Here is a 17,443-nt window from a genome sequence, read left to right on the forward strand (position 1 = left end):
CCGCCGGCACGACGGCGAGCCAGGCGCCAAAACCATCTGGCTGGGTCTCCAGGAGATCGCCGTCTTTGTAGAAGGCGCCCGCTATGCACGGCAGTTCGGGGAGGCGTGAGATGTGTGTAATGGGATGGGCTTGAGTACGGGGATATTCTGCTTAATGAGGGGCAGAGCATTGAGTTGGTTGGTCGGCCGGCCATATGGAGGAATGAGGTAGAAAACTGCTGCTTCCAAAATACGCTCGTGCGCTTCAAAGCAAATCGAAATCTGCTTGATCCCGAGTTCGTGCTTTCCGTCCTGTTGTTTTACTTCAGGTATGGAGTGCTTTCCCGAATCAGCAGCAAGACTTCCAACGTCGCGCATCTCGGAGCGTCGCGATTTGCAAAATTGCCATTGATCTGCCCGCCTCTCGACCTCCAGCGCCAGTTTGCCCAGCGCGTCGAAGCCATCCGCGCCCTCCAGACCCAGCAAGCCGCCGCCACCGCCAAGGCCCAGGCCAGCTTCGACGCCCTGCTGGCCCAGGCTTTCCCGGCCTGAGGCGGCGTCGCGGGCGTTGCCCGCACCCCCGATCCAGCCCTTAACTGAACCATTGATGCTTTTTGCAGCATCGATGCAGTTCCGAGCTCCGGCATTGCTGCAAAAAGCATCAATGGTCCAGTTCGGAACTGCGCCGATGCACTTGAAAGCTGCATCGGTGCTGCTATCAAGTGCATCGGTGCAGCTGATAACTGCGTTGCCGCAGCTAAAAGCAGCATCCGCGAAGTTCGGAACTGCATCGATGCAGTGATGTGGTCGGGTGCCCGTCCGGGGCGCGGCAAGGGCAAAAAAAAACGCGTGCCCGGGGCACGCGGTAAAGGGAAAGGGCTGGAGGGGCCCTTTCCGGGTCAACGGGGGCGGGCCTGCCGGGCCGAGGCCCGGTGGGGTTCAGGCGTCCGGCGTGGTGGGCTTGGCCCTGGGCTTGCGGGTGCGCACCGAGATCGCTTCCTTGAGGGCTTCGAGGGCGGCACCTTTGCCGGACACCTTGGCCAGGGCGTAGCCGTCGTAGGAGGCGCTGAGGACATCGCTGCCGAGGGCCATCTGGGTGTCTTCACCCTTGGAGAGCAGGGCACGCAGGCGCTGGATGCGCGGGCGCAGGGCATCGAAGGCAATCATGTCGCCCTGGGCTTCGGCAAGGTCGAAGGTGGAGGGGAGCATGGCCTTGCTCTGATCCAGCACGATGAGCGTCTGGCGGCAGAAGGCTTCGGATTTGTCCCCCATCTTGGGCAGCTTCTGGCGCTCGTCGGGGGTGAGCTCGATGAAGTTGGCGAAGAGCTTTTCGAGGGTGTCGAGGGCCGCGTCCATGGCGGTCACGTCGCTGGCGGAGAGATCGAGGGAGATGAGGTTCTGGCTCATGAGCTGTGCTTCCTGCATTGATCGGAGAGTCGCACCCATGCCGGGCGCAGGACGGGATTCTAGGCGAAAGAATGCGATGGTGATATATGCCATTAGGCATAGGCTGGGCGTTCAGTCCTCTTCGCCGCCCTGGATTGCTCAGGTGGGCTGTGCAATAGTCGGGCTCTCCTTCTTCTGTGGAGCACTCGCTCATGAATCGTTCCCAGTTTCTCGCTGATCCGGATGTGATCGCTTTCATTAACTGGCTTGCTCTTCGCTTACCTACCCTCCCCGTCAGACTTTCGGTCCCGTTTCACCCGCGCTACGTTCCCGTAAAGGGTGGGGTCAGTGCCAATCTGATTGGTGTTGATGCCGTGACTGCGGCATACATGTGGCGTGCGACAGGCATGACCAACGGCGACTGGCCCACAACGCAGACTCACTGTTCAGCGCTGGCCCAGATGATCCGAACCGCCGTGGTCAATGGCGATCCCGTTGCGACGTTGCAGTCCGCCTGGAAAATCATCGAGTGGGGTGGCGGAAACCAGAGCACGGGTGCTTTTGTTTTTCTGGATCGAATGCAGGCCCGCGTGGTTCCGTATCTTCGTACGACCGAAAGCGTGTTCAGGTTGGCAACAGCGGATACGGGCATGCTCGTGCCACCGGTAGAACAAATGAACGCCATGCTGACAAAGGTGCATGCTTTCCTTGCGACCGACGGGCTGCCGATCTACGACTCCCGTGTGGCGGCCGCGATCGCGACGCTGGTGGAAATGTGGCGCCGTGCAACGCTTCCGTCACACACGCTGCCTGCGACGCCTATTCCGGTGGCGCTGAACTTTCCGTCCCTCAGCAGTCGTGGTAAGCGGCGTCGGACTGTGGCGATCAAGTTCCACGATGCAGTGCTGCCAAAGCATCTTCAAGGCTATACGACCTCGACTGCTCGGGCATGGTCGTGCGCGAAGATTCGGCTCGGTTGGTTGATGGAAGCCTTGCTTTGCAAGCAATCTGCCGTGTATGCCTCTGTTGGAGCCTTGTCTGACAGGATGCGCGCCCTCGAAGCGGCGCTCTTCATGATCGGATACGACGTGACCTGCCTATAGACAGACTTTCGTGAGGTGCTGGAAGTGCAGTCCCTCGGTTTTCCACAATAGGGCCGCCCCCAATGTGGACGTTCACAATTTTCCGCTTCTCCCCGTGCGGCGAAGATGCCGGCATGGAATCAATCGCCGGAGGAGAGGTCGTCATGGAACAACAGAAAAAGCAGCCGTTCTACAAGATCCTGTACGTACAGGTGCTGTTCGCCATCGTGTGTGGCGTGATGCTGGGTTATTTCGAGCCCAAGCTGGGGGTGGATCTGAAGCCCCTGGGTGACGGCTTCATCAAGCTGGTCAAGATGATCATCGCGCCGGTGATCTTCTGCACCGTGGTGCACGGCATCGCCGGCATGCAGGACATGAAGAAGGTCGGCCGCGTGGGCGGCAAGGCGCTGCTGTACTTCGAAGTCGTCTCGACCCTGGCCCTGGCGATCGGCCTGGTGGTGGCCAACGTGGCCCAGCCGGGCGCGGGCTTCAACGCCGACGTGACCACCCTCGACACCAAGGCCATCGGCGACTTCACCGCCAAGGCCAAGGCGCAGACCACCACCGAGTTCATCCTCAACATCATCCCGGCCACCTTCGTGGATGCCTTCGCCAAGGGCGACATCCTGCAGGTGCTGCTGCTGGCCATCCTGTTCGGCTTCTCGCTGGCCGCGATGGGCGACAAGGGCAAGCCGGTGTTCGACTTCGTGGAGCAGATCTCCCACGTGATGTTCGGCATCGTGAACACCGTGATGAAGCTCGCTCCGGTGGGCGCCTTCGGCGCGATGGCCTTCACCATCGGCAAGTACGGCGTGGCCTCGCTGGTGCCGATGGCCAAGCTGATGGGCGCGTTCTACCTCACCTGCGGCCTGTTCGTGGTGCTGGTGCTGGGCGCCATCGCCCGCTACACCGGCTTCTCGATCTTCAAGTTCATCCGCTACATCCGTGAAGAGCTGCTGATCGTGCTGGGCACCTCGTCCTCCGAATCCGCCCTGCCGCGCCTGATGCACAAGCTCGAGAAGCTGGGCTGCGCCCGCTCGGTGGTGGGCCTGGTGGTGCCCACCGGTTATTCCTTCAACCTGGACGGCACCAACATCTACATGACGATGGCCGCCCTGTTCATCGCCCAGGCCACCAACACCGAGCTGACCCTGACCCAGGAGCTCACCATCTTGGTGGTGGCGATGCTGACCTCGAAAGGTGCCAGCGGCATCACCGGCGCCGGCTTCATCACCCTGGCCTCGACCCTGGCGGTGGTCCCGACCATCCCGGTGGCCGGCATGGCGCTGATCCTCGGCATCGACCGTTTCATGAGCGAAGCCCGTGCCCTGACCAACTTCATCGGCAACGCGGTGGCCACCGTGGTGGTGTCGCGCTCCGAGAACGAGCTGGACATGGACACGATGCACCGCACCCTCAACGGCGGCCTGCCGGAAACCCATGCCGAGCCGGTGATGGTTGCGCCGGCGGTTGCAGCATCCCGATAAGCATTTCCGGCACTTTTCGTGTAAAACCGGCCCGGCGTATGCCCGGCCGGTTTTTTAACGTCCGAGCGTGACGCATTTGGTATTCCAAGGGCGCGCATACCCTTGGCGGTCTGGCCCGTTTAATGCGAGCCTTCCGCCTGTGGAAAATTTAACAGTTTCTTGCCAGGCCCTGCCTCCGATCCGCCCCGACCCATTTCGGCATGATTCGTGACTTGAAGGCCGCGGCCCTAGACGGGCTGCGTTTCCTGCCCCTGTTCCTGGGATTCATCGGCCTCTACTACGTCCTCGACAAGGTGAGCTTCGGCCATCCGTTGTTCGGGCCGAGCATCACACCGTGGAACCCGGCGCCGGCCCTTGGGCTGGTGATGGTGATGCGCTTCGGCCGGATGGCCTGGGCGCCGCTGGCGATCGCCGTGCTGCTGGCCGAGATCGGCGTGCACGGCCAGCTCGTGTCGATCTGGGTTCACGTGGTGCCGGGACTGGTGCTGGCGACGGGCTACGCCCTGCTGGGCGAGGTGCTGGCCCGTCGGCTCCCCCGCGATGCGCTGCTGGACGACCGCCGCACCCTGGTGGCGTGGCTGCTGCGGGTGGGCATCGGTTCGCTGCTCATCAGCCTGGCCTATCTGCTCTCGCTGCGGGCGGCCGGGCTGCTCGCCCCCGCCGGCTGGTGGCCGGGGCTCAAGCATTTCTGGGTGGGTGATGGAGTGGGCATCGCGGTGATGATGCCGCTGCTGCTGTGGCTCACCAGCAAGCGCGGCCGTCGGCGCCTGCAGCGCACGGTGCTCAACCGCGAAAGCATCGGCTACGTGCTGCTCGGCGTGGCCACCCTGTGGCTGGCCTTCGGGGTGGGCGGGCACAGCGGCTTCAAGCTGTTCTACCTGCTCTTCCTGCCCATCGTGTGGGCGGCGGGCCGGCAGGGCATGGCCGGTGCCATCGTGTGCGCGGCGGTGCTGCAGATCGGGGTGATCGTGGCGATGCGGGTGCTTCAGTACAGCGCCGTCACGGTGGCCGAGCTGCAGATCCTCGCGATGGCGATGGCGGTGGTCGGCTTCTTCGTGGGGGCGGTGGTCAATGAGCAGCGCCGCACCACCCAGGATCTGCGCCACAGCCTGCGCCTGGCCGCGGCGGGCGAGATGGCCGGCGCCCTGGCCCACGAACTGCATCACCCCCTCACCGCCCTCTCCGCTTACGCTGGGGCCTGCGAACAGCTGATCGAACGGGGCGAGACCGGCGAGCAGTTGCACGCGGCCGTGCGTTGCGTGCAGCGCGAATCGGCCAAGGCTGGCGACGTGGTGCGCCGGCTGCAGGATTTCTTCCGCACCGGCGATCCCCAGCCGGAAGTGCTGGGCCTGGCGTCGCTGGTCGAGGCCGCCGTTGCCCCCTACCGGCTGCGTGCCGAGCAGGCCGGCATCCGCCTGCGGGTGGCGCCGATGCCCGACGTGAGCCTGATGGTCGATCGCCTGCAGATGGAAGTGGTGCTGCGCAGCCTGCTCGCCAACGCCTTCGATTCGGTGGCCGACAGCCCGCGCCAGCCGCGGCGGATCTGGATCGCCGCCTGGAAGGATGGCAGCGAGCAGATCTGCCTGAGGGTGGAGGATTCCGGCTCCGGCCTCACCTCCGAGCGCGCCACCAACCTGTTCGACCCGCTGGACGGTGGAAGCAGCGTGGGCCGCGGCTTCGGGCTCGCCATCAGCCGGGCCATCGTCGCCACCCACGGCGGCCGCCTGTGGGGCGAGGTGGCCAACCACGGCATCTTCAAGATCGAGCTGCCGGTGCTGCCCGGCGACACCGCGCCGCCCTCCACCAAGCCGGTCTTCAACGAGAGCGACATCTAGCCCCGGCGGGGCTTTCCGCGTTGAACCCGCCCCGCGCCAGTTGCATACTGGCCGGGTGAGCACTTGCGGAGGATGCAGCCATGGTTCAGCGCAGCCCCGGCCGGCGGCCGGAAGACGACGAAGTCGAGGACATCCCGCCCTTCGAAGGCCTGGTGCGCTACGAGCGCCACGTGCCGATTCATCAGGTTTCCTACTACCTGTGCGGCGAGATCCATGAGCCGCAGCACTACACCGAGCTGTTCTACACCCTGCGCACGGCGGCCCAGACCGATCTGATCTACCTGCACATCAACTCGCCCGGCGGCGATTTCAACACCGGCCTGCAGATCATCAACAACATGCTGGCCTCCGAGGCCCACGTGATCACGGTGCTGGAGGCGCGGGCCTATTCGATGGCGGCCTTCATCTTCCTGTCGGGCGACGAGCTGATCGTCCACGACAACTGCCAGCTGATGTTCCACACCTATTCGAGCAGCTTCGCCGGAAAGGGCAGCGAGCAGGCGGCCGAGGTGCATGCGCTGGGGAGCTGGTTCGAGAAGGTCACTACCCGGCTGTGCACGCCCTTCCTGAGTGCGACCGACATCGCCCACATCCTGCAGGGCAGCGATCTGTGGATGGATTCCGACGAGATCCGCCGCCGGCTGGGGCGCATCAAGGCCAACAAGCCCCGGGCCACGCCCCGCAAACCGGCGGCGCGCAAGAAGGCCGATCCGGTCGATTAGGGGCGGATTGGCAGCGCCGACACGATGTCGGCGGCGAGGGCATCCACCAGCCGTCCGTGGGCCGCGGCGAGGCCGTCCCAGCTGGGCTCGCGGACGGTTTCGGTGGCCGCGAAGCGCCGGCTCGCCACGTCGCGCCCGCCCTTGCGCAGCGTCCACACGGCCTCTAGCGTGACCCGCTCGAAGCCGTCGGCGTCAAAGCGCAGCACGTCGATGGGCAGGGTCAGGTCGGGGTCGGCGATGCTCGCCTGGGGCCACGCCACGGCGCGTACGTAGGCGCTGTGGCGGGCCACCTCGACGGCCACCCGGCGGGCGATCTCGGTCTTGAGGGGCGCGGCCCAGCGGTGCTCGTCCGACACCTCGGCGCGGGCGCCGCCCTGCTGGCGGACGATGTGCAGGCGGTCGATGGCAGCGGGCACGCCCACCGGGCCCACCACCAGGCTGGCGCCGGTGGCCGACGGCGCGATGGCCGGGGCCGGCGGCAGGGGGCCGAGGGTGTAGTGGCGGATCGGCGGGGTGCTGCTGCAGGCGGCGAGCCCGGCGCACAGCAGGGCGATGGCGAGGAGGCGGTTCATCGTGGCGGTCATTCCTGGCGGGTGGCGGTGCCGCAGGCGGCGATCCAGCGGGCGTCGGTGTCCATCTGGATGTCGCCCTGGGCCGAGTGCATGTTCACGCGGGTGCTCATGCGCTCGGGGCCGTCGAGGGTGGTTTCGAAGTCGGCGCTGCCCTTGGGCTGGCTGCAGTTGAGGCGGCCGCGCACCTGGTTGCCGCTTTTGGTGATGCTGGCGAGGGTGCAGTTGCCGTCGGTGCGGCCGGCATAGACGCTGTCCTGGCGGGCCTGCTCGGGCGTGATGCAGCTGCGCACCGCGCCGTCGCTGCCCAGCTGCACGCCCTGGGCGGCGAGCTGCTGGCGCAGTTGGCGCTGGACGTCGGGCGGCAGGTTGGCGAGCTGCTGACGGAGCTTCTCGGACAGATCCGGCGCGCCGCCGAGGCTGACCCGCGTGGAGCGGAATTCCCACAGGCCCGGGCGGATGTCCGCGGCCTGGGCGCTTCCGGCGGCGGCAAGCAGGATCAGGGCAAGGCGAAGGCGGGTCATGGTTTTTCCTCGGGTTTGCCGCGCAGCAGGGCTTCGGGGTGGCGGTCCAGGGTGTCGGCCAGGTGGCGCAGGGCCTGGGCGGCGCGGGCGAGCTCCTGCAGGCTGGCGCGCATGTCCTGCTGCAGCGGGGCGTCGGTGGCCAGCAGCTTGCGGGCGTCGGCGATGGCGGCGCGGGTCTCGGTGATCGCGCTGCGGGCTTCGACGACGGTCTCGCGCACGTCGCCGCTGGTCAGCCCGTCGAGGCGCCTGACCAGCTGTTCGGCCTCGTCGATGGTGCGGCCGAGGCCGGCGATGGCCTTGCTGGTGTCGCGGCCGATCGTGTCGAGGGGCAGCTTGTCGATCCGCGCGACGATGCGCAGCAGGGTGCTCTGGAGCTCGTCGAGGCTGCCGCGCTGGGTGGGGATCAGCGGCGGGTCGCGGTTCCAGTCCACCTTGACCGGCTGTGCGGTGGGGAAGAAATCCAGCGCCACGTAAAGCTGGCCGGTGACCAGGTTGCCGTTGCGCAGCTGGCCGCGCAGGCCCTTGACGACGAGCTGGTCGACGAAGGCGCGGAAATCCTTGTCATGGTAATCCTTGCCGAAGAAGGTGATCTTGGCGTCCTTGTGGCGGGCGCGCATGCGGCCGGGGTAGATCTTCACATCCACCAGCAGGCCCAGGTCGGCGGTGCGGGGGTGGAAGTCGGGGCTGATGGCGGTCACCTCGCCCACCTGGATGCCGCGGAAATCCACCGGCGCGCCCACCGACAGGCCGCGCACGGATTCGTCGAAGCGCAGGGTGTAGTTGAGCACCACGGCGTTGGCCTGCTTGAGGGCCTCGGCCCGGCTGGCGAACAGGGTGAAGGCGTGGTTGGCGGGGGCGGGCTCGGCGCTGCCGTCTTCCGGGGTCTGGAAGGCCACGCCGCCGGCGAGGATGGCGCCCATGGATTCGGTGTTCACCTGGATGCCGTCGGCGCCGATCTTCACGTCCACCCCGCCGGCGTTCCAGAAGCGGCTGTTGGTGGTCACAAAGCGGTCGTAGGGGGCCTTGATGAAGATCTGCACGTCCAGCCGCTTGCCGGCTTCGTCGAGCTTGAAGCCGGTGACCTGGCCGGCCTCGATGCGCCGGAAGTAGATCGGCGTGCCGGCGCTGAGGGAGCCGAGGGTTTCGGCCTGCAGCACGAAGGATTTGCCGGGCACGTCGAAATTGACCGCCGGCGGGGTGTCGAGACCCTGGAAGTGGCGCCGGTCTTCGGTGGATTTGCCCACGTCGAGGCCCACGTAGGCGCCCGACAGCAGGGTGCCGAGGCCCGACACCGAGCTGCCCGACACCTGGGCGCTGACCACCCAGAAGCGCGTGTCGTCCACCAGCAGGCGGGCGGCCTCGCGGGCCAGGCGGGCGGTGGCGACCACGCCGGCACCGTCTTCGGCGAGGGCCACCCCGGTGATCTGGCCGACGTCCACATCCTTGTACTTGATGCGCGTCTTGCCGGGTTCGAGGCCGGCGCCGGTCTTGAAGGTGATGGTGATCTGCGGGCCCTGCTCGTAGTAGCTGCGGGCCGCCAGGAACAGCCCGATCGCGAGCGCCACCAGCGGGATGATCCACACCAGCGGGATGCGGAAGCGGCGCGGCGTGTCGACGGTGGCCTGGGGGAGCGCGGCGGGATCAGTCATGGCGGTGGTCGTCGGAAGGGGCGGGCCCGGCGATCGGGTCCCAGATCAGGCGGGGGTCGAAGCTCATTGCTGCGAACATGGTCAGCACCACCACCGCGCCGAAGGCGACGGCGGCCGGGCCGGCCTGGATGGTGGCGAGCCCCTGGAACTGCACCAGGGCGACGAGCAGGGTGATGACGTAGATGTCCAGCATCGACCAGCGGCCGACGAACTCGACCATCCGGTACAGCCGGGTGCGCTGGATCAGGCGCAGGCGCGAGTGGCGCTGCACGCTGGCGGCGAGGTAGATCAGGGCGATGATCTTGAGCAGCGGCACCATCACGCTGGCGAAGAACACCACCGCCGCCAGCGGCCACGAGCCGGACTGCCAGAGAAAGATCACCCCGCTCATGATGGTGTCTTCCTGGCTGCCGAGCAGCGAGGCGGTGGTCATCATCGGCAGCAGGTTGGCCGGCACGTAGAGGATCGCCGCGGCGAGGGTGAGCGCCCAGGTGGTGGCGAGGCTGGCGGGCTTGCGCATGTGCAGCGGCGCCCGGCAGCGCGGGCAGCGCACCAGCCCGTGGCCGGCGCCGGCGCGGGACAGCTGGCCACACACGTGGCAGTTGAGGAGGCCGGCCTCGCGGGCGGTGAGCTGGCGCGTCACGGGGCGGGCTCCGCCACAGGCGTCTGCCACACCAGGCGCGTATCGAAGGCCCGGGCGGCGAAGGTGAGGACGACGATCAGCGCCGCCATCGCCCAGAAGGCGGTGCCGAGGATCACCGTGGCCAGGTGCGACAGCTTGACCAGCGACACCAGCATGCCGAGCAGGAAGACCTCGACCATCCCCCACGGCTTGACCGAGCGCACCAGCCGGAAGAAGGGCGCCAGCCGCGGCGACACCCGCCCGAGGCGCAGGGGCACCAGCACGATCAGGATCATCGCCAGCTCGAGGAGCGGAAACAGCAGCGTGGTGACGCCCACCAGCGCCGCCACCGGCGCCATGCCGTCCTGCCACAGGATGTGCAGCGCGCTGGCGAGGGTGACTTGCACCTGGCGGCCCTGCATCTCGAGGCCCACCAGCGGGTAGATGTTGGCGAGGACGTAGAGCACCGCGGCGGTGCAGGTCAGGGCCAGGGTGCGGTCGAGGCTGTCCGGCGGGTTGCGCGCCAGGAAGGCCCCGCAGCGGGCGCAGCGGGCCGTCTCGCCCGGGGCGAGGCGGGGCTCGGTCTGCAGCAGATCGCATTCGTGGCAGGCGATCAGCGTGGCCGGGAGCGACAGGTGAGCGTCGGGCGCAGGCATGGCGGGGCGGGGCCGGACAAAATGACGACCAATTGTGCGGTGCGCCACCCCGCTAGGCAAGAGCTTGGCCGAAAAACGAAAAGGGCCGGCATGGCCGACCCTGACGCTGCGCCCGGGGGCAAGCCCCTGCAGGGCAGGCTAGTTGGTGGATCCCGGCGCCGGGCCGCTGAGGGCCGGGCCGGTCAGGCTCGGTCCCGGCGGCAGGCCGGAGGCGTCGGACGGCGCCGGCACCCGCTCGGCGGGCAGGGCGTCGTCCCGGCGCGGGGCGACCGCATCCGCCGGCGGCTGGGGCAGGTTGTCCGGTGCGCTGCTGGATGTCTGGTTGGTGGCGGGCCCGTCGCTGCCACCCGCCGGCGACAGCCGCACCACGATCGGCGCGTTGCTGCCCCGCCAGCGCAGCACGGCCCGGTCGGGCAGCACCCGCTCGACGCGGATGTCCTCGCCGAAGGACGAACCTTCGGCCACCAGCACCGGCCGCTTGCCGGCCTCGGCCAGCAGCGCCACCGGCGGCGCCGAGCCGCTGCCGGCGATCACGCCCTGCAGGGTCAGGTGGGGCATCGTCGGGGCCGCGCCGGGCAGCTGGGGCAGCGAGGCCGAGGCCGGGGGCAGGTTGTGGGATGCCACCGGCAGCAGCCCGGCATCCTCGGCGGCCCACAGGCCCAGCACCACCGCCAGCCCTGCGAACACCACAATGCGCTGGATGTGGTCGTAATCGAACCACTTCATTCCGATCTCTCCATCCGGGCAAGGCACGCCCGTGCCCGTTTCCTGACGGACCCACCGAGACACGCTAAGCCGCATGAGTTGTTTTTGCATGGCCGTACCGTATCACCGGGTCGAGCCTATCCTGCTGTCGCGTCACGTGTTTTTACCGTTTTTACGTGATTTAGAGTTTCGTCGGGGCAAGGTGTGGCGCGCATCACGCCAGCAACGGGGCATCCGGCCAGAAAATGGACGGGTGCCCACTTTCTGCATTGCATGCGGAGCCCCGACATGACCTCCAAGCCTTTCTTTACCGTGCGCGTGACGGCCGCGATCCTGCTCATCCTGCTGGCGGTGCCCAGCGGCCTGTGGGCGGCCGACGATCATTCCCACCACATGCACAGCCTGCACGCGGTCTCGTCGGTGAGCCGCAGCGAGGCCAGCTACACCATGCCGGCGGTCAGCCTGCGCAACCAGGACGGGGTGAGCGCGGCCTTTCCGGCGCTGGTGGATGACGGCCGGCCGGTGCTGCTCAACTTCATCTACACCAGCTGCACGGCGATCTGCCCGCCGATGACGCGGATCTTTGCCGAGGTGCGCGAAGGCCTCGGCGCCGACCGCGCCCGGGTGCGCATGGTGTCGGTGTCCATCGACCCCGAGCAGGACACGCCGGCCCGCCTCAAGGCCTACGCCCGCCAGTACGGCGCCGGGGTGGGCACCGACTGGCTGTTCCTCACCGGCAGCGACGCCGCCAGCAGCGCCGTGCAGAAGGCCTTCAACGCCTATCGGCCCGACAAGATGGGCCACACGCCGGTGAGCTTCCTGCGCCGCGCGCCGGGCCAGCCGTGGGTGCGCCTCGACGGCATGGCCCAGGCCGACCGGATCCTGGCCGAACTGCGCCCGATGCTCGCGAAGTGAGCGCCTCCGCCTTGCGGGCCCTGGCCGTCGCCGCCGCTGCGCTCGCCGCGGGCAGCGCGCTCGCCGATACCAACCTGGTTGCCGAGGGCCGTCGGCTGTATCTCGACGGCCAGCGCGCCGACGGCACGCCGATCGAGGGCCGTCGCCCCGGCGGGCCGCTGCTCGCCGGGCGCGACCTGGCCTGCGTGCAGTGTCACCGCCCGAGCGGGATGGGCACGGTGGAGGGCGTGACGCTGGTGCCGCCGCTGGCCGGCGACATCCTGTTCACCCCGGGACGCCCGCCCGCCGGCCACCAGCCGCGCCGGGCGCCGGGCATGGCGCTGGAGGATCACGCCTTCCGCACCCGTCCGGCCTACGACATGGCCAGCCTGGCGCGGGCGATGCGCGACGGCGTGGGCGCCGGCGGCGCCACCTTCGACCTGCCGATGCCGCGCTACCGGCTTTCCGACCGGGAGATCGCCGCGCTGGCCGCCTACCTGCGCCAGCTCGGCGCCACCCCGCCGCCGGGGCTGGAGCCGGGCGTGGTGCACCTCGCCACCGTCGTCGCGCCCGACGTACCCGAGCGCCAGCAGCAGGCGATGCTCGACGTGCTGGGGCGCTGCATCGCCAGCCACAGCCCGGCCGAAGGCAGCGGCCGTCGCGCCTGGAAGCTGCAGACCTGGCGCCTCAGCGGGCCGGCCAGCGGCTGGCGCCGGCAGCTCGCCGAGCACCAGCGCCGCACGCCGGCCTTTGCGATGGTCGGCGGGATTGGCCGCGACTGGGCGCCGGTGCATGACTTCTGCGAAGCCGAGGGCATGCCCTGCCTATTCCCCAACACCGACGCGCCGGGCGCTGCGCCGGCGTCGTCGATCTACCTGTGGCCGGGCGTGGCGCTGGAAGGCCGGCTGGCGGCCCGCCATCTGCTCGACCAGCCCGCGCCGCCCAGGCGGCTGGTGCAGGTGTTCGCCCCGGGCGACATTGGCCGGCAGGCCGCCGACGCGGCGTTCGGCGCCTTTGCCGCCGAGCGCAAAGGCGCGCGCCGGCTCGACGTGGCGCCCGGCGCGCCGCTGCCTGCGCTCACCCGGGACGACGCGCTGCTGCTGTGGCTGACACCGGCCCAGCTCAAGGTCTTCGCCGGGCATCCGCCGAAGCTGCCGGCGGGCATCCCCGTGCTGGTGTCGGCGACCATCGGCGAGCTGGACAGGGTGTCCGACCCCGGCGCGATTCGTACCATTTTCAGCAACAATCTGCGGGTGATTTATCCGTTTGATGAACCGAATCAGCGCCTGGCGCGGATGGTCTTCAACCTGGGCGGATGGATGAGCGGCCAGGGGCTGGCCCTCGCCCGGGAGACCGAGCGCACCCAGGGCAACACCTGGTCGGCCTGCCTCGTCACCGCCCGGGCGCTGTACACCCTGCCCAATCCGGCTTCCCGCGCGGCGCTGATCGAGCGGGTGGAGGACGCCTACGCCGGCGCGGTGAGCACCGCCTTCCCGCGCTTCACCCTCGGCCCGGGCCAGCACTACGGCTCGAAGGGCGGCTACCTGATGAAGGTGGGCACCGACGGCAAGCTGGTGCCGGACGGGGACTGGATGGTGCCCTGAACCTCAGCCCGCGACGAAATCCAGCACGTCGCGGACGAAGCGTTCCTTCTCCCACAGGTGCGGGGCGTGGTCCACGTCCGGGTAGATGTGCAGGCGCGCGTCGGGAATGTGATCGCGCACGTAGGCGGCGGTGGCGGCCGAGTAGAAGTTGCTCGCGCCGCCATACACCAGCAGCGCCGGCACGCTGATGGCGGGCAGCACGTCCCGGTAATCGGCGGCGGTGAGGCTCTTCCAGCAGTCGATCAGCGCGCGGGCGTCGAAGCTCGCCAGGCGCTGGCGGGCCGACTGGATGCCGGGGCCGTTCTCTTCGTAGAGCTGGCGCGCCCGGGCGTTGTGGCCGTAGGCGACGAGGCGCAGCACGGCTTCGGCGAAGTCGGTTTCCAGGTCGTCGATGAAGGCGGCGTTGCGCGCCGCGTCGAAATCCCCGCAGATGCCGTTGGGCCAGTCGGCGTCGGTGACGAGCTTGGGTGACTGGTCGATGAAGATCAGCTTCGCCAGCCGGCTGTCGCCGAAATCCCGCAGGTATTGCCACAGGGTGAGCGCGCCCATCGAATGCCCGGCGACGACCACCTGATCGAGCTGGTGGTGGTCGAGGAGGTTCTGCAGATCCCGCGCCATGCGCGCTACAGTGGGCACGTTGGCGGTTTCCAGGTGGTGGCCGCCGTGGCCGCGGGCGTCCCAGCGGAACACCCGGTGGGCGGGCTCGAAGGCGGCGAGGAAGGGGTTCCAGTCCCGGTGGGATGACGTCCAGCCGTGGAGCAGCACCATCGGCGGGCCTTCGCCGGAAATCTTCACGTGGATCTTTTCGCCGTCGTCGGCCAGGAAGTGGGTCATCGCTGTCTCTCTTTGCATGGGGGCGACGGGCCGGCGGATCGCCACGAAAAAAAGCCGCCCGGCCCTAGGGGCGGACGGCGACGGGCGGCGGACCGGGCGCGGCGTCGGTGGGCGGATTCTGCCCGATTTTTTCCAACGCTTCCGCACCCTCGCCGGAGCGGGGCTGCTCCGGCCGGTCCGGTCGCTCAGGCGACGACGAAGCGCCGCATCATCTCGTGGTCTTCGTGGGACAGGATGTGGCAGTGCCACACGTACTCGCCCGGTCGGGTAAAGGTGGCGACGATGCGCGTCACCTGGCCCGGGTAGGCCAGCACGGTGTCCTTGCGGCCCTGCTCGTTGGGCAGCGCCGGGGCGCGAGCGCCGGAGAGGGCGATCCGGGTGAGATAGCCGCCGGTGGCCCCGAAACCCATGGGCTTGGGCACCAGGGTGCCGGTGAAGCCCTGCCGGTCGAGGACGCGGAAGTTGGTGAGGTGCAGGTGGATCGGGTGGGCGTCCACCGTGGTGTTGTAGATCTCCCAGATCTCGGTGCTGCCCACCGCGATGGTCTCGGTGACCGGATCGGTGTACAGGAAGGTGCCGAAGCCGGTGCCGGCCGGGTTGCCGGCAGCCGGATTGACGGTGCCGAGCATGGTCTGCAGGCGGCCGTAGGCGTCGGTACCTTCAAAGAGCATCAGCTTGCGCACCTTGACGCCGGTGGTGACGGGCGCGGGCAGCGGGCCGTGCACCGGGCGCAGGTTGGAGGGGATCGAGGCGCCGGTGAGCAGCGAGAGGCTCCACCCGAAGAAGCCCAGCGGCTTGGTGACGCTGAAGGCCATCACCCGGTCGGTGGTGCCGGCCACCGGCGGAAGGCCGTTGGGGAAGGGCGTGTTGGCGCTGTTCTTGACGATGACCTTGCCGTGCCACCACCAGATGACCCGCGAGAAATCCACCAGCACGTCGGCCCGTTCGCCCGGGGCGAGGGTGAGGCTGGTGAGGGGCACCGGGGCGTTCATCAGGCCCAGGTCGGTGCCGATCTGCCAGAAGGTGAGCCGGGTGTTGGCAAAGTTCTCGAGCACGAAGCTGAGGGTGAACACGCGGGAATCGGAGCCGTTGAGCAGGCGCAGGCGATAGAGGCGCGGTTCGCAGTCGAAGCGCGGCCAGGGCACGCCGTTGGCGACCACCACGTCGCCGAAGAACTCCGGCAGGTGGGTGGGATTGGGCGCCGAGGGGTTGGCCGGGTCGGTGGCCGGGTAGTTGAGTGCGCCGGTGTTCTTGAACTGGCGGTCCTGGATGCAGATCGGCAGCTCGTAGGGGTAGGCCGGCAGCTGGCCGCACTGGACGAGGTAGTCCTCGTTCTTGTCGCGGATGAAGTAGTTGCCGGCGAGGCCCATGTACACGTTGAGACGGGTCACGCCCAGCGCGTGGTCGTGGTACCAGAGGTGGCCGGCTTCCTGGCTGTTGTCGAAGGTGTAGCTGGCGCTGAACAGGCGGCCCCGGTAGTCGGGCATGCCGTCCTTGTTCACGTCGGGGGTGGACCAGGCGTCGGGCAGGCCATCGGAGAGCGTGCCCTGGTCACCGCCGTGGCGGTGGGCGACCAGGGGCACCGGGGCGCGTCCGCCCAGGTTGCCGGGGTTGGCCCAGTCGATGGTGGTGTCCACCGGCAGGCGGTGAGGCAGCGGGCCGGCGCTGTTCATCAGCTCGTTCACGTAGCGCACGGTGACCGGCACGTTCTGGCGCAGGTTGAAGGTGCGGCCGGGGTAGCTCGGTGCCTGGGTGGTGGAGCCGTAGCCCCACAGGGTGGTGGTGACGGCCTTGCCCGTGGACGGATTGACGAGGCCCAGGTTGGCCTGGAATTCCTTGATCTTGAGGGTGTAGCTGGTGCCCCCGGCGACATCCGGCGCGAACTGGTTGGCCGGGTCGAGCGGGTTGGGCATCGCCGCGGTGAACTGCTTGCTGCGGAGGGACGACAGCAGCGTCGCCGCGGTCTGGGCAAAGCTGAACGGCGAGACGAGCGACGCGAGCAAGCCCGCCCCACCCGCCTTGAGGAACGTACGGCGTCTTTCCATGGTGAAATCCCCTTGCGTTTTGCAGGCCCGTCGGCCTGAACTCCTGGGAGGCTTCGGCGGGCGTCAGGGCTATTCCCTGTGAAACGAGTATCTCGCCAAATTCGATTTACAGATGTCAAAAACATCAGAAACTCATTTGATGAAATGATTGCTTACAAATTCCGGGGGTTTCTTGTGCTTTCAGGCAACGGCGGGCGGGTTTTTGCCCGAAATGGGCGCCGGCAGGAGATCTTCGGCGCCAGGGTGAGGCGGCGCAGGGGTGCCAGGGCGCCGATGCTTGTTGTGGGCAGCGCGCTAGATGTGAAGTTTCAATAGGTTGTTTCGGGTGTTCACCCGGGGAGATTCTGAGAGACTGGAAATCGCCAAACCCCCAGTCACCTCGAGAGCCTGCGCCGGATGAACACCCATAAGAATGCCCGATTGACCTACCTTCGTCGCCTGGAAATGGTTCAGGAGATCACCGAACGCGGCCTTTCTGCCTCGCAGGCGGGCGCCGCGCATGGCGTGAGTGCCGTGACGGCCCGCAAGTGGCTCGGGCGCTATCTGGCCGCGGGCGCTGTGGGCCTGTGCGACAAGTCCTCGCGCCCGGCTTGCTCGCCGCGCGCCATCGCTCCGGCCACCGCGCTGGCGATCGTGGAGCTGCGCCGCCAGCTCTTCCTTCAGGCCCGCATCGCCGCCTACATGGGCGTCTCGAAGGCCACGGTCAGCCGGGTGCTGCGACGGGCCGGGCTCTCGAGGCTGGGCGACCTGCAACCGCAGGAACCCGTCCAGCGCTACGAGCGCGAGACGCCCGGCGAGCTGCTGCACATCGACATCAAGAAGCTTGGCCGCTTCGAGCGGACCGGCCATC

19 protein-coding genes are annotated in these 17,443 nt (G+C 68.2%); 10 read left to right on the forward strand and 9 right to left on the reverse strand.

Annotation, left to right across the window (positions count from 1 at the left end; genetic code table 11):
* The 3 genes from GH681_RS24170 to GH681_RS23815 all read left to right on the forward strand — a co-directional run.
* Window positions 1-109, forward strand: a 109-nt coding sequence (locus GH681_RS24170; protein WP_153163405.1) for an IS4 family transposase, incomplete at its 5' end; no start/stop codon positions are given.
* A 278-nt stretch (window positions 110-387) separates the two neighbouring features.
* Complete coding sequence (locus GH681_RS21570; protein ID WP_153163602.1) at window positions 388-531, forward strand: hypothetical protein; 144 nt, start codon at window positions 388-390, stop codon at window positions 529-531.
* A gap of 55 nt (window positions 532-586) precedes the next feature.
* Window positions 587-781 (forward strand): hypothetical protein, encoded by a 195-nt coding sequence (locus GH681_RS23815; protein ID WP_153163603.1) that lies wholly within the window; start codon window positions 587-589, stop codon window positions 779-781.
* Between the two features lie 137 nt (window positions 782-918).
* Here the strand turns inward: GH681_RS23815 and GH681_RS21580 are convergent, their stop codons facing one another.
* Complete coding sequence (locus GH681_RS21580; protein WP_153163604.1) at window positions 919-1,386, reverse strand: hypothetical protein; 468 nt, start codon at window positions 1,384-1,386, stop codon at window positions 919-921.
* Window positions 1,387-1,577: 191 nt separating this feature from the next.
* Between GH681_RS21580 and GH681_RS21585 the strand changes: the two genes are divergently transcribed.
* The 4 genes from GH681_RS21585 (at window position 1,578) to GH681_RS21600 (ending at window position 6,491) form a co-directional block, all read left to right on the forward strand.
* Window positions 1,578-2,468, forward strand: coding sequence for a hypothetical protein (locus GH681_RS21585; protein ID WP_153163605.1), 891 nt, complete (start codon window positions 1,578-1,580; stop codon window positions 2,466-2,468).
* 143 nt (window positions 2,469-2,611) lie between these two features.
* Window positions 2,612-3,934, forward strand: a complete 1,323-nt coding sequence (locus GH681_RS21590; protein ID WP_153163606.1) for a dicarboxylate/amino acid:cation symporter — start codon at window positions 2,612-2,614, stop codon at window positions 3,932-3,934.
* A 200-nt stretch (window positions 3,935-4,134) separates the two neighbouring features.
* The gene (locus GH681_RS21595) at window positions 4,135-5,769 is read left to right on the forward strand and encodes a sensor histidine kinase (protein ID WP_153163607.1); all 1,635 of its coding nucleotides are present in this window, start codon (window positions 4,135-4,137) and stop codon (window positions 5,767-5,769) included.
* 80 nt (window positions 5,770-5,849) lie between these two features.
* A complete protein-coding gene (locus GH681_RS21600; RefSeq protein WP_153163608.1) occupies window positions 5,850-6,491 on the forward strand; it encodes an ATP-dependent Clp protease proteolytic subunit in 642 nt (213 codons plus the stop codon).
* Here the strand turns inward: GH681_RS21600 and GH681_RS21605 are convergent.
* From GH681_RS21605 to GH681_RS21630, 6 genes are all read right to left on the reverse strand, one after another.
* Window positions 6,488-7,063 carry a membrane integrity-associated transporter subunit PqiC gene (locus tag GH681_RS21605; protein ID WP_153163609.1) on the reverse strand — a complete coding sequence of 192 codons (576 nt, stop codon included), beginning with the start codon at window positions 7,061-7,063 and terminating at the stop codon, window positions 6,488-6,490. The two genes, GH681_RS21600 and GH681_RS21605, sit on opposite strands and share 4 nt — an antisense overlap.
* Before the next feature lie 8 nt (window positions 7,064-7,071).
* Complete coding sequence (locus GH681_RS21610) at window positions 7,072-7,584, reverse strand: DUF3617 domain-containing protein (protein WP_153163610.1); 513 nt, start codon at window positions 7,582-7,584, stop codon at window positions 7,072-7,074.
* A complete protein-coding gene (locus tag GH681_RS21615; protein WP_153163611.1) occupies window positions 7,581-9,233 on the reverse strand; it encodes an intermembrane transport protein PqiB in 1,653 nt (550 codons plus the stop codon). The genes GH681_RS21610 and GH681_RS21615 overlap by 4 nt, the downstream gene beginning before the upstream one ends.
* Window positions 9,226-9,876, reverse strand: coding sequence for a paraquat-inducible protein A (locus GH681_RS21620; protein ID WP_153163612.1), 651 nt, complete (start codon window positions 9,874-9,876; stop codon window positions 9,226-9,228). Before GH681_RS21620 ends, GH681_RS21615 begins: the two co-directional genes overlap by 8 nt.
* Window positions 9,873-10,511 (reverse strand): paraquat-inducible protein A, encoded by a 639-nt coding sequence (locus tag GH681_RS21625; RefSeq protein ID WP_153163613.1) that lies wholly within the window; start codon window positions 10,509-10,511, stop codon window positions 9,873-9,875. The genes GH681_RS21620 and GH681_RS21625 overlap by 4 nt, the downstream gene beginning before the upstream one ends.
* A 138-nt stretch (window positions 10,512-10,649) precedes the next feature.
* Window positions 10,650-11,237 carry a type II secretion system protein N gene (locus tag GH681_RS21630; protein ID WP_153163614.1) on the reverse strand — a complete coding sequence of 196 codons (588 nt, stop codon included), beginning with the start codon at window positions 11,235-11,237 and terminating at the stop codon, window positions 10,650-10,652.
* A gap of 267 nt (window positions 11,238-11,504) precedes the next feature.
* On the opposite strand from GH681_RS21630, the gene GH681_RS21635 reads away from it, so the two are divergent.
* Together GH681_RS21635 and GH681_RS21640 are read left to right on the forward strand one after the other, a co-directional pair.
* The gene (locus tag GH681_RS21635) at window positions 11,505-12,131 is read left to right on the forward strand and encodes an SCO family protein (RefSeq protein ID WP_153163615.1); all 627 of its coding nucleotides are present in this window, start codon (window positions 11,505-11,507) and stop codon (window positions 12,129-12,131) included.
* Window positions 12,128-13,714, forward strand: a complete 1,587-nt coding sequence (locus GH681_RS21640; RefSeq protein WP_153163616.1) for a c-type cytochrome — start codon at window positions 12,128-12,130, stop codon at window positions 13,712-13,714. Before GH681_RS21635 ends, GH681_RS21640 begins: the two co-directional genes overlap by 4 nt.
* Before the next feature lie 3 nt (window positions 13,715-13,717).
* Here the strand turns inward: GH681_RS21640 and GH681_RS21645 are convergent, their stop codons facing one another.
* A complete protein-coding gene (locus GH681_RS21645) occupies window positions 13,718-14,548 on the reverse strand; it encodes an alpha/beta fold hydrolase (RefSeq protein ID WP_153163617.1) in 831 nt (276 codons plus the stop codon).
* Window positions 14,549-14,733: 185 nt separating this feature from the next.
* The gene (locus GH681_RS21650; RefSeq protein ID WP_153163618.1) at window positions 14,734-16,593 is read right to left on the reverse strand and encodes a multicopper oxidase family protein; all 1,860 of its coding nucleotides are present in this window, start codon (window positions 16,591-16,593) and stop codon (window positions 14,734-14,736) included.
* A gap of 396 nt (window positions 16,594-16,989) precedes the next feature.
* Between GH681_RS21650 and GH681_RS21655 the strand changes: the two genes are divergently transcribed.
* Window positions 16,990-17,443: leucine zipper domain-containing protein (locus GH681_RS21655; RefSeq protein WP_153163619.1), on the forward strand; the 454-nt coding region annotated here is incomplete at its 3' end.

It is taken from the genome of Zoogloea sp. 1C4 (assembly GCF_009469605.1).
GTDB lineage: Bacteria > Pseudomonadota > Gammaproteobacteria > Burkholderiales > Rhodocyclaceae > Zoogloea > Zoogloea oryzae.

Excerpts from the sequence above, each read along its gene's own strand:
- GH681_RS21580 (WP_153163604.1), bottom strand. The coding sequence starts at position 1,386 with ATGAGCCAGAACCTCATCTCCCTCGATCTCTCCGCCAGCGACGTGACC.
- GH681_RS21595 (WP_153163607.1), top strand. The coding sequence starts at position 4,135 with ATGATTCGTGACTTGAAGGCCGCGGCCCTAGACGGGCTGCGTTTCCTG.
- GH681_RS21650 (WP_153163618.1), bottom strand. The coding sequence starts at position 16,593 with ATGGAAAGACGCCGTACGTTCCTCAAGGCGGGTGGGGCGGGCTTGCTC.
- GH681_RS21635 (WP_153163615.1), top strand. The coding sequence starts at position 11,505 with ATGACCTCCAAGCCTTTCTTTACCGTGCGCGTGACGGCCGCGATCCTG.
- GH681_RS23815 (WP_153163603.1), top strand. The coding sequence starts at position 587 with ATGCTTTTTGCAGCATCGATGCAGTTCCGAGCTCCGGCATTGCTGCAA.
- GH681_RS21600 (WP_153163608.1), top strand. The coding sequence starts at position 5,850 with ATGGTTCAGCGCAGCCCCGGCCGGCGGCCGGAAGACGACGAAGTCGAG.
- GH681_RS21625 (WP_153163613.1), bottom strand. The coding sequence starts at position 10,511 with ATGCCTGCGCCCGACGCTCACCTGTCGCTCCCGGCCACGCTGATCGCC.
- GH681_RS21610 (WP_153163610.1), bottom strand. The coding sequence starts at position 7,584 with ATGACCCGCCTTCGCCTTGCCCTGATCCTGCTTGCCGCCGCCGGAAGC.
- GH681_RS21585 (WP_153163605.1), top strand. The coding sequence starts at position 1,578 with ATGAATCGTTCCCAGTTTCTCGCTGATCCGGATGTGATCGCTTTCATT.
- GH681_RS21615 (WP_153163611.1), bottom strand. The coding sequence starts at position 9,233 with ATGACTGATCCCGCCGCGCTCCCCCAGGCCACCGTCGACACGCCGCGC.
- GH681_RS21605 (WP_153163609.1), bottom strand. The coding sequence starts at position 7,063 with ATGAACCGCCTCCTCGCCATCGCCCTGCTGTGCGCCGGGCTCGCCGCC.
- GH681_RS21590 (WP_153163606.1), top strand. The coding sequence starts at position 2,612 with ATGGAACAACAGAAAAAGCAGCCGTTCTACAAGATCCTGTACGTACAG.
- GH681_RS21645 (WP_153163617.1), bottom strand. The coding sequence starts at position 14,548 with ATGACCCACTTCCTGGCCGACGACGGCGAAAAGATCCACGTGAAGATT.
- GH681_RS21630 (WP_153163614.1), bottom strand. The coding sequence starts at position 11,237 with ATGAAGTGGTTCGATTACGACCACATCCAGCGCATTGTGGTGTTCGCA.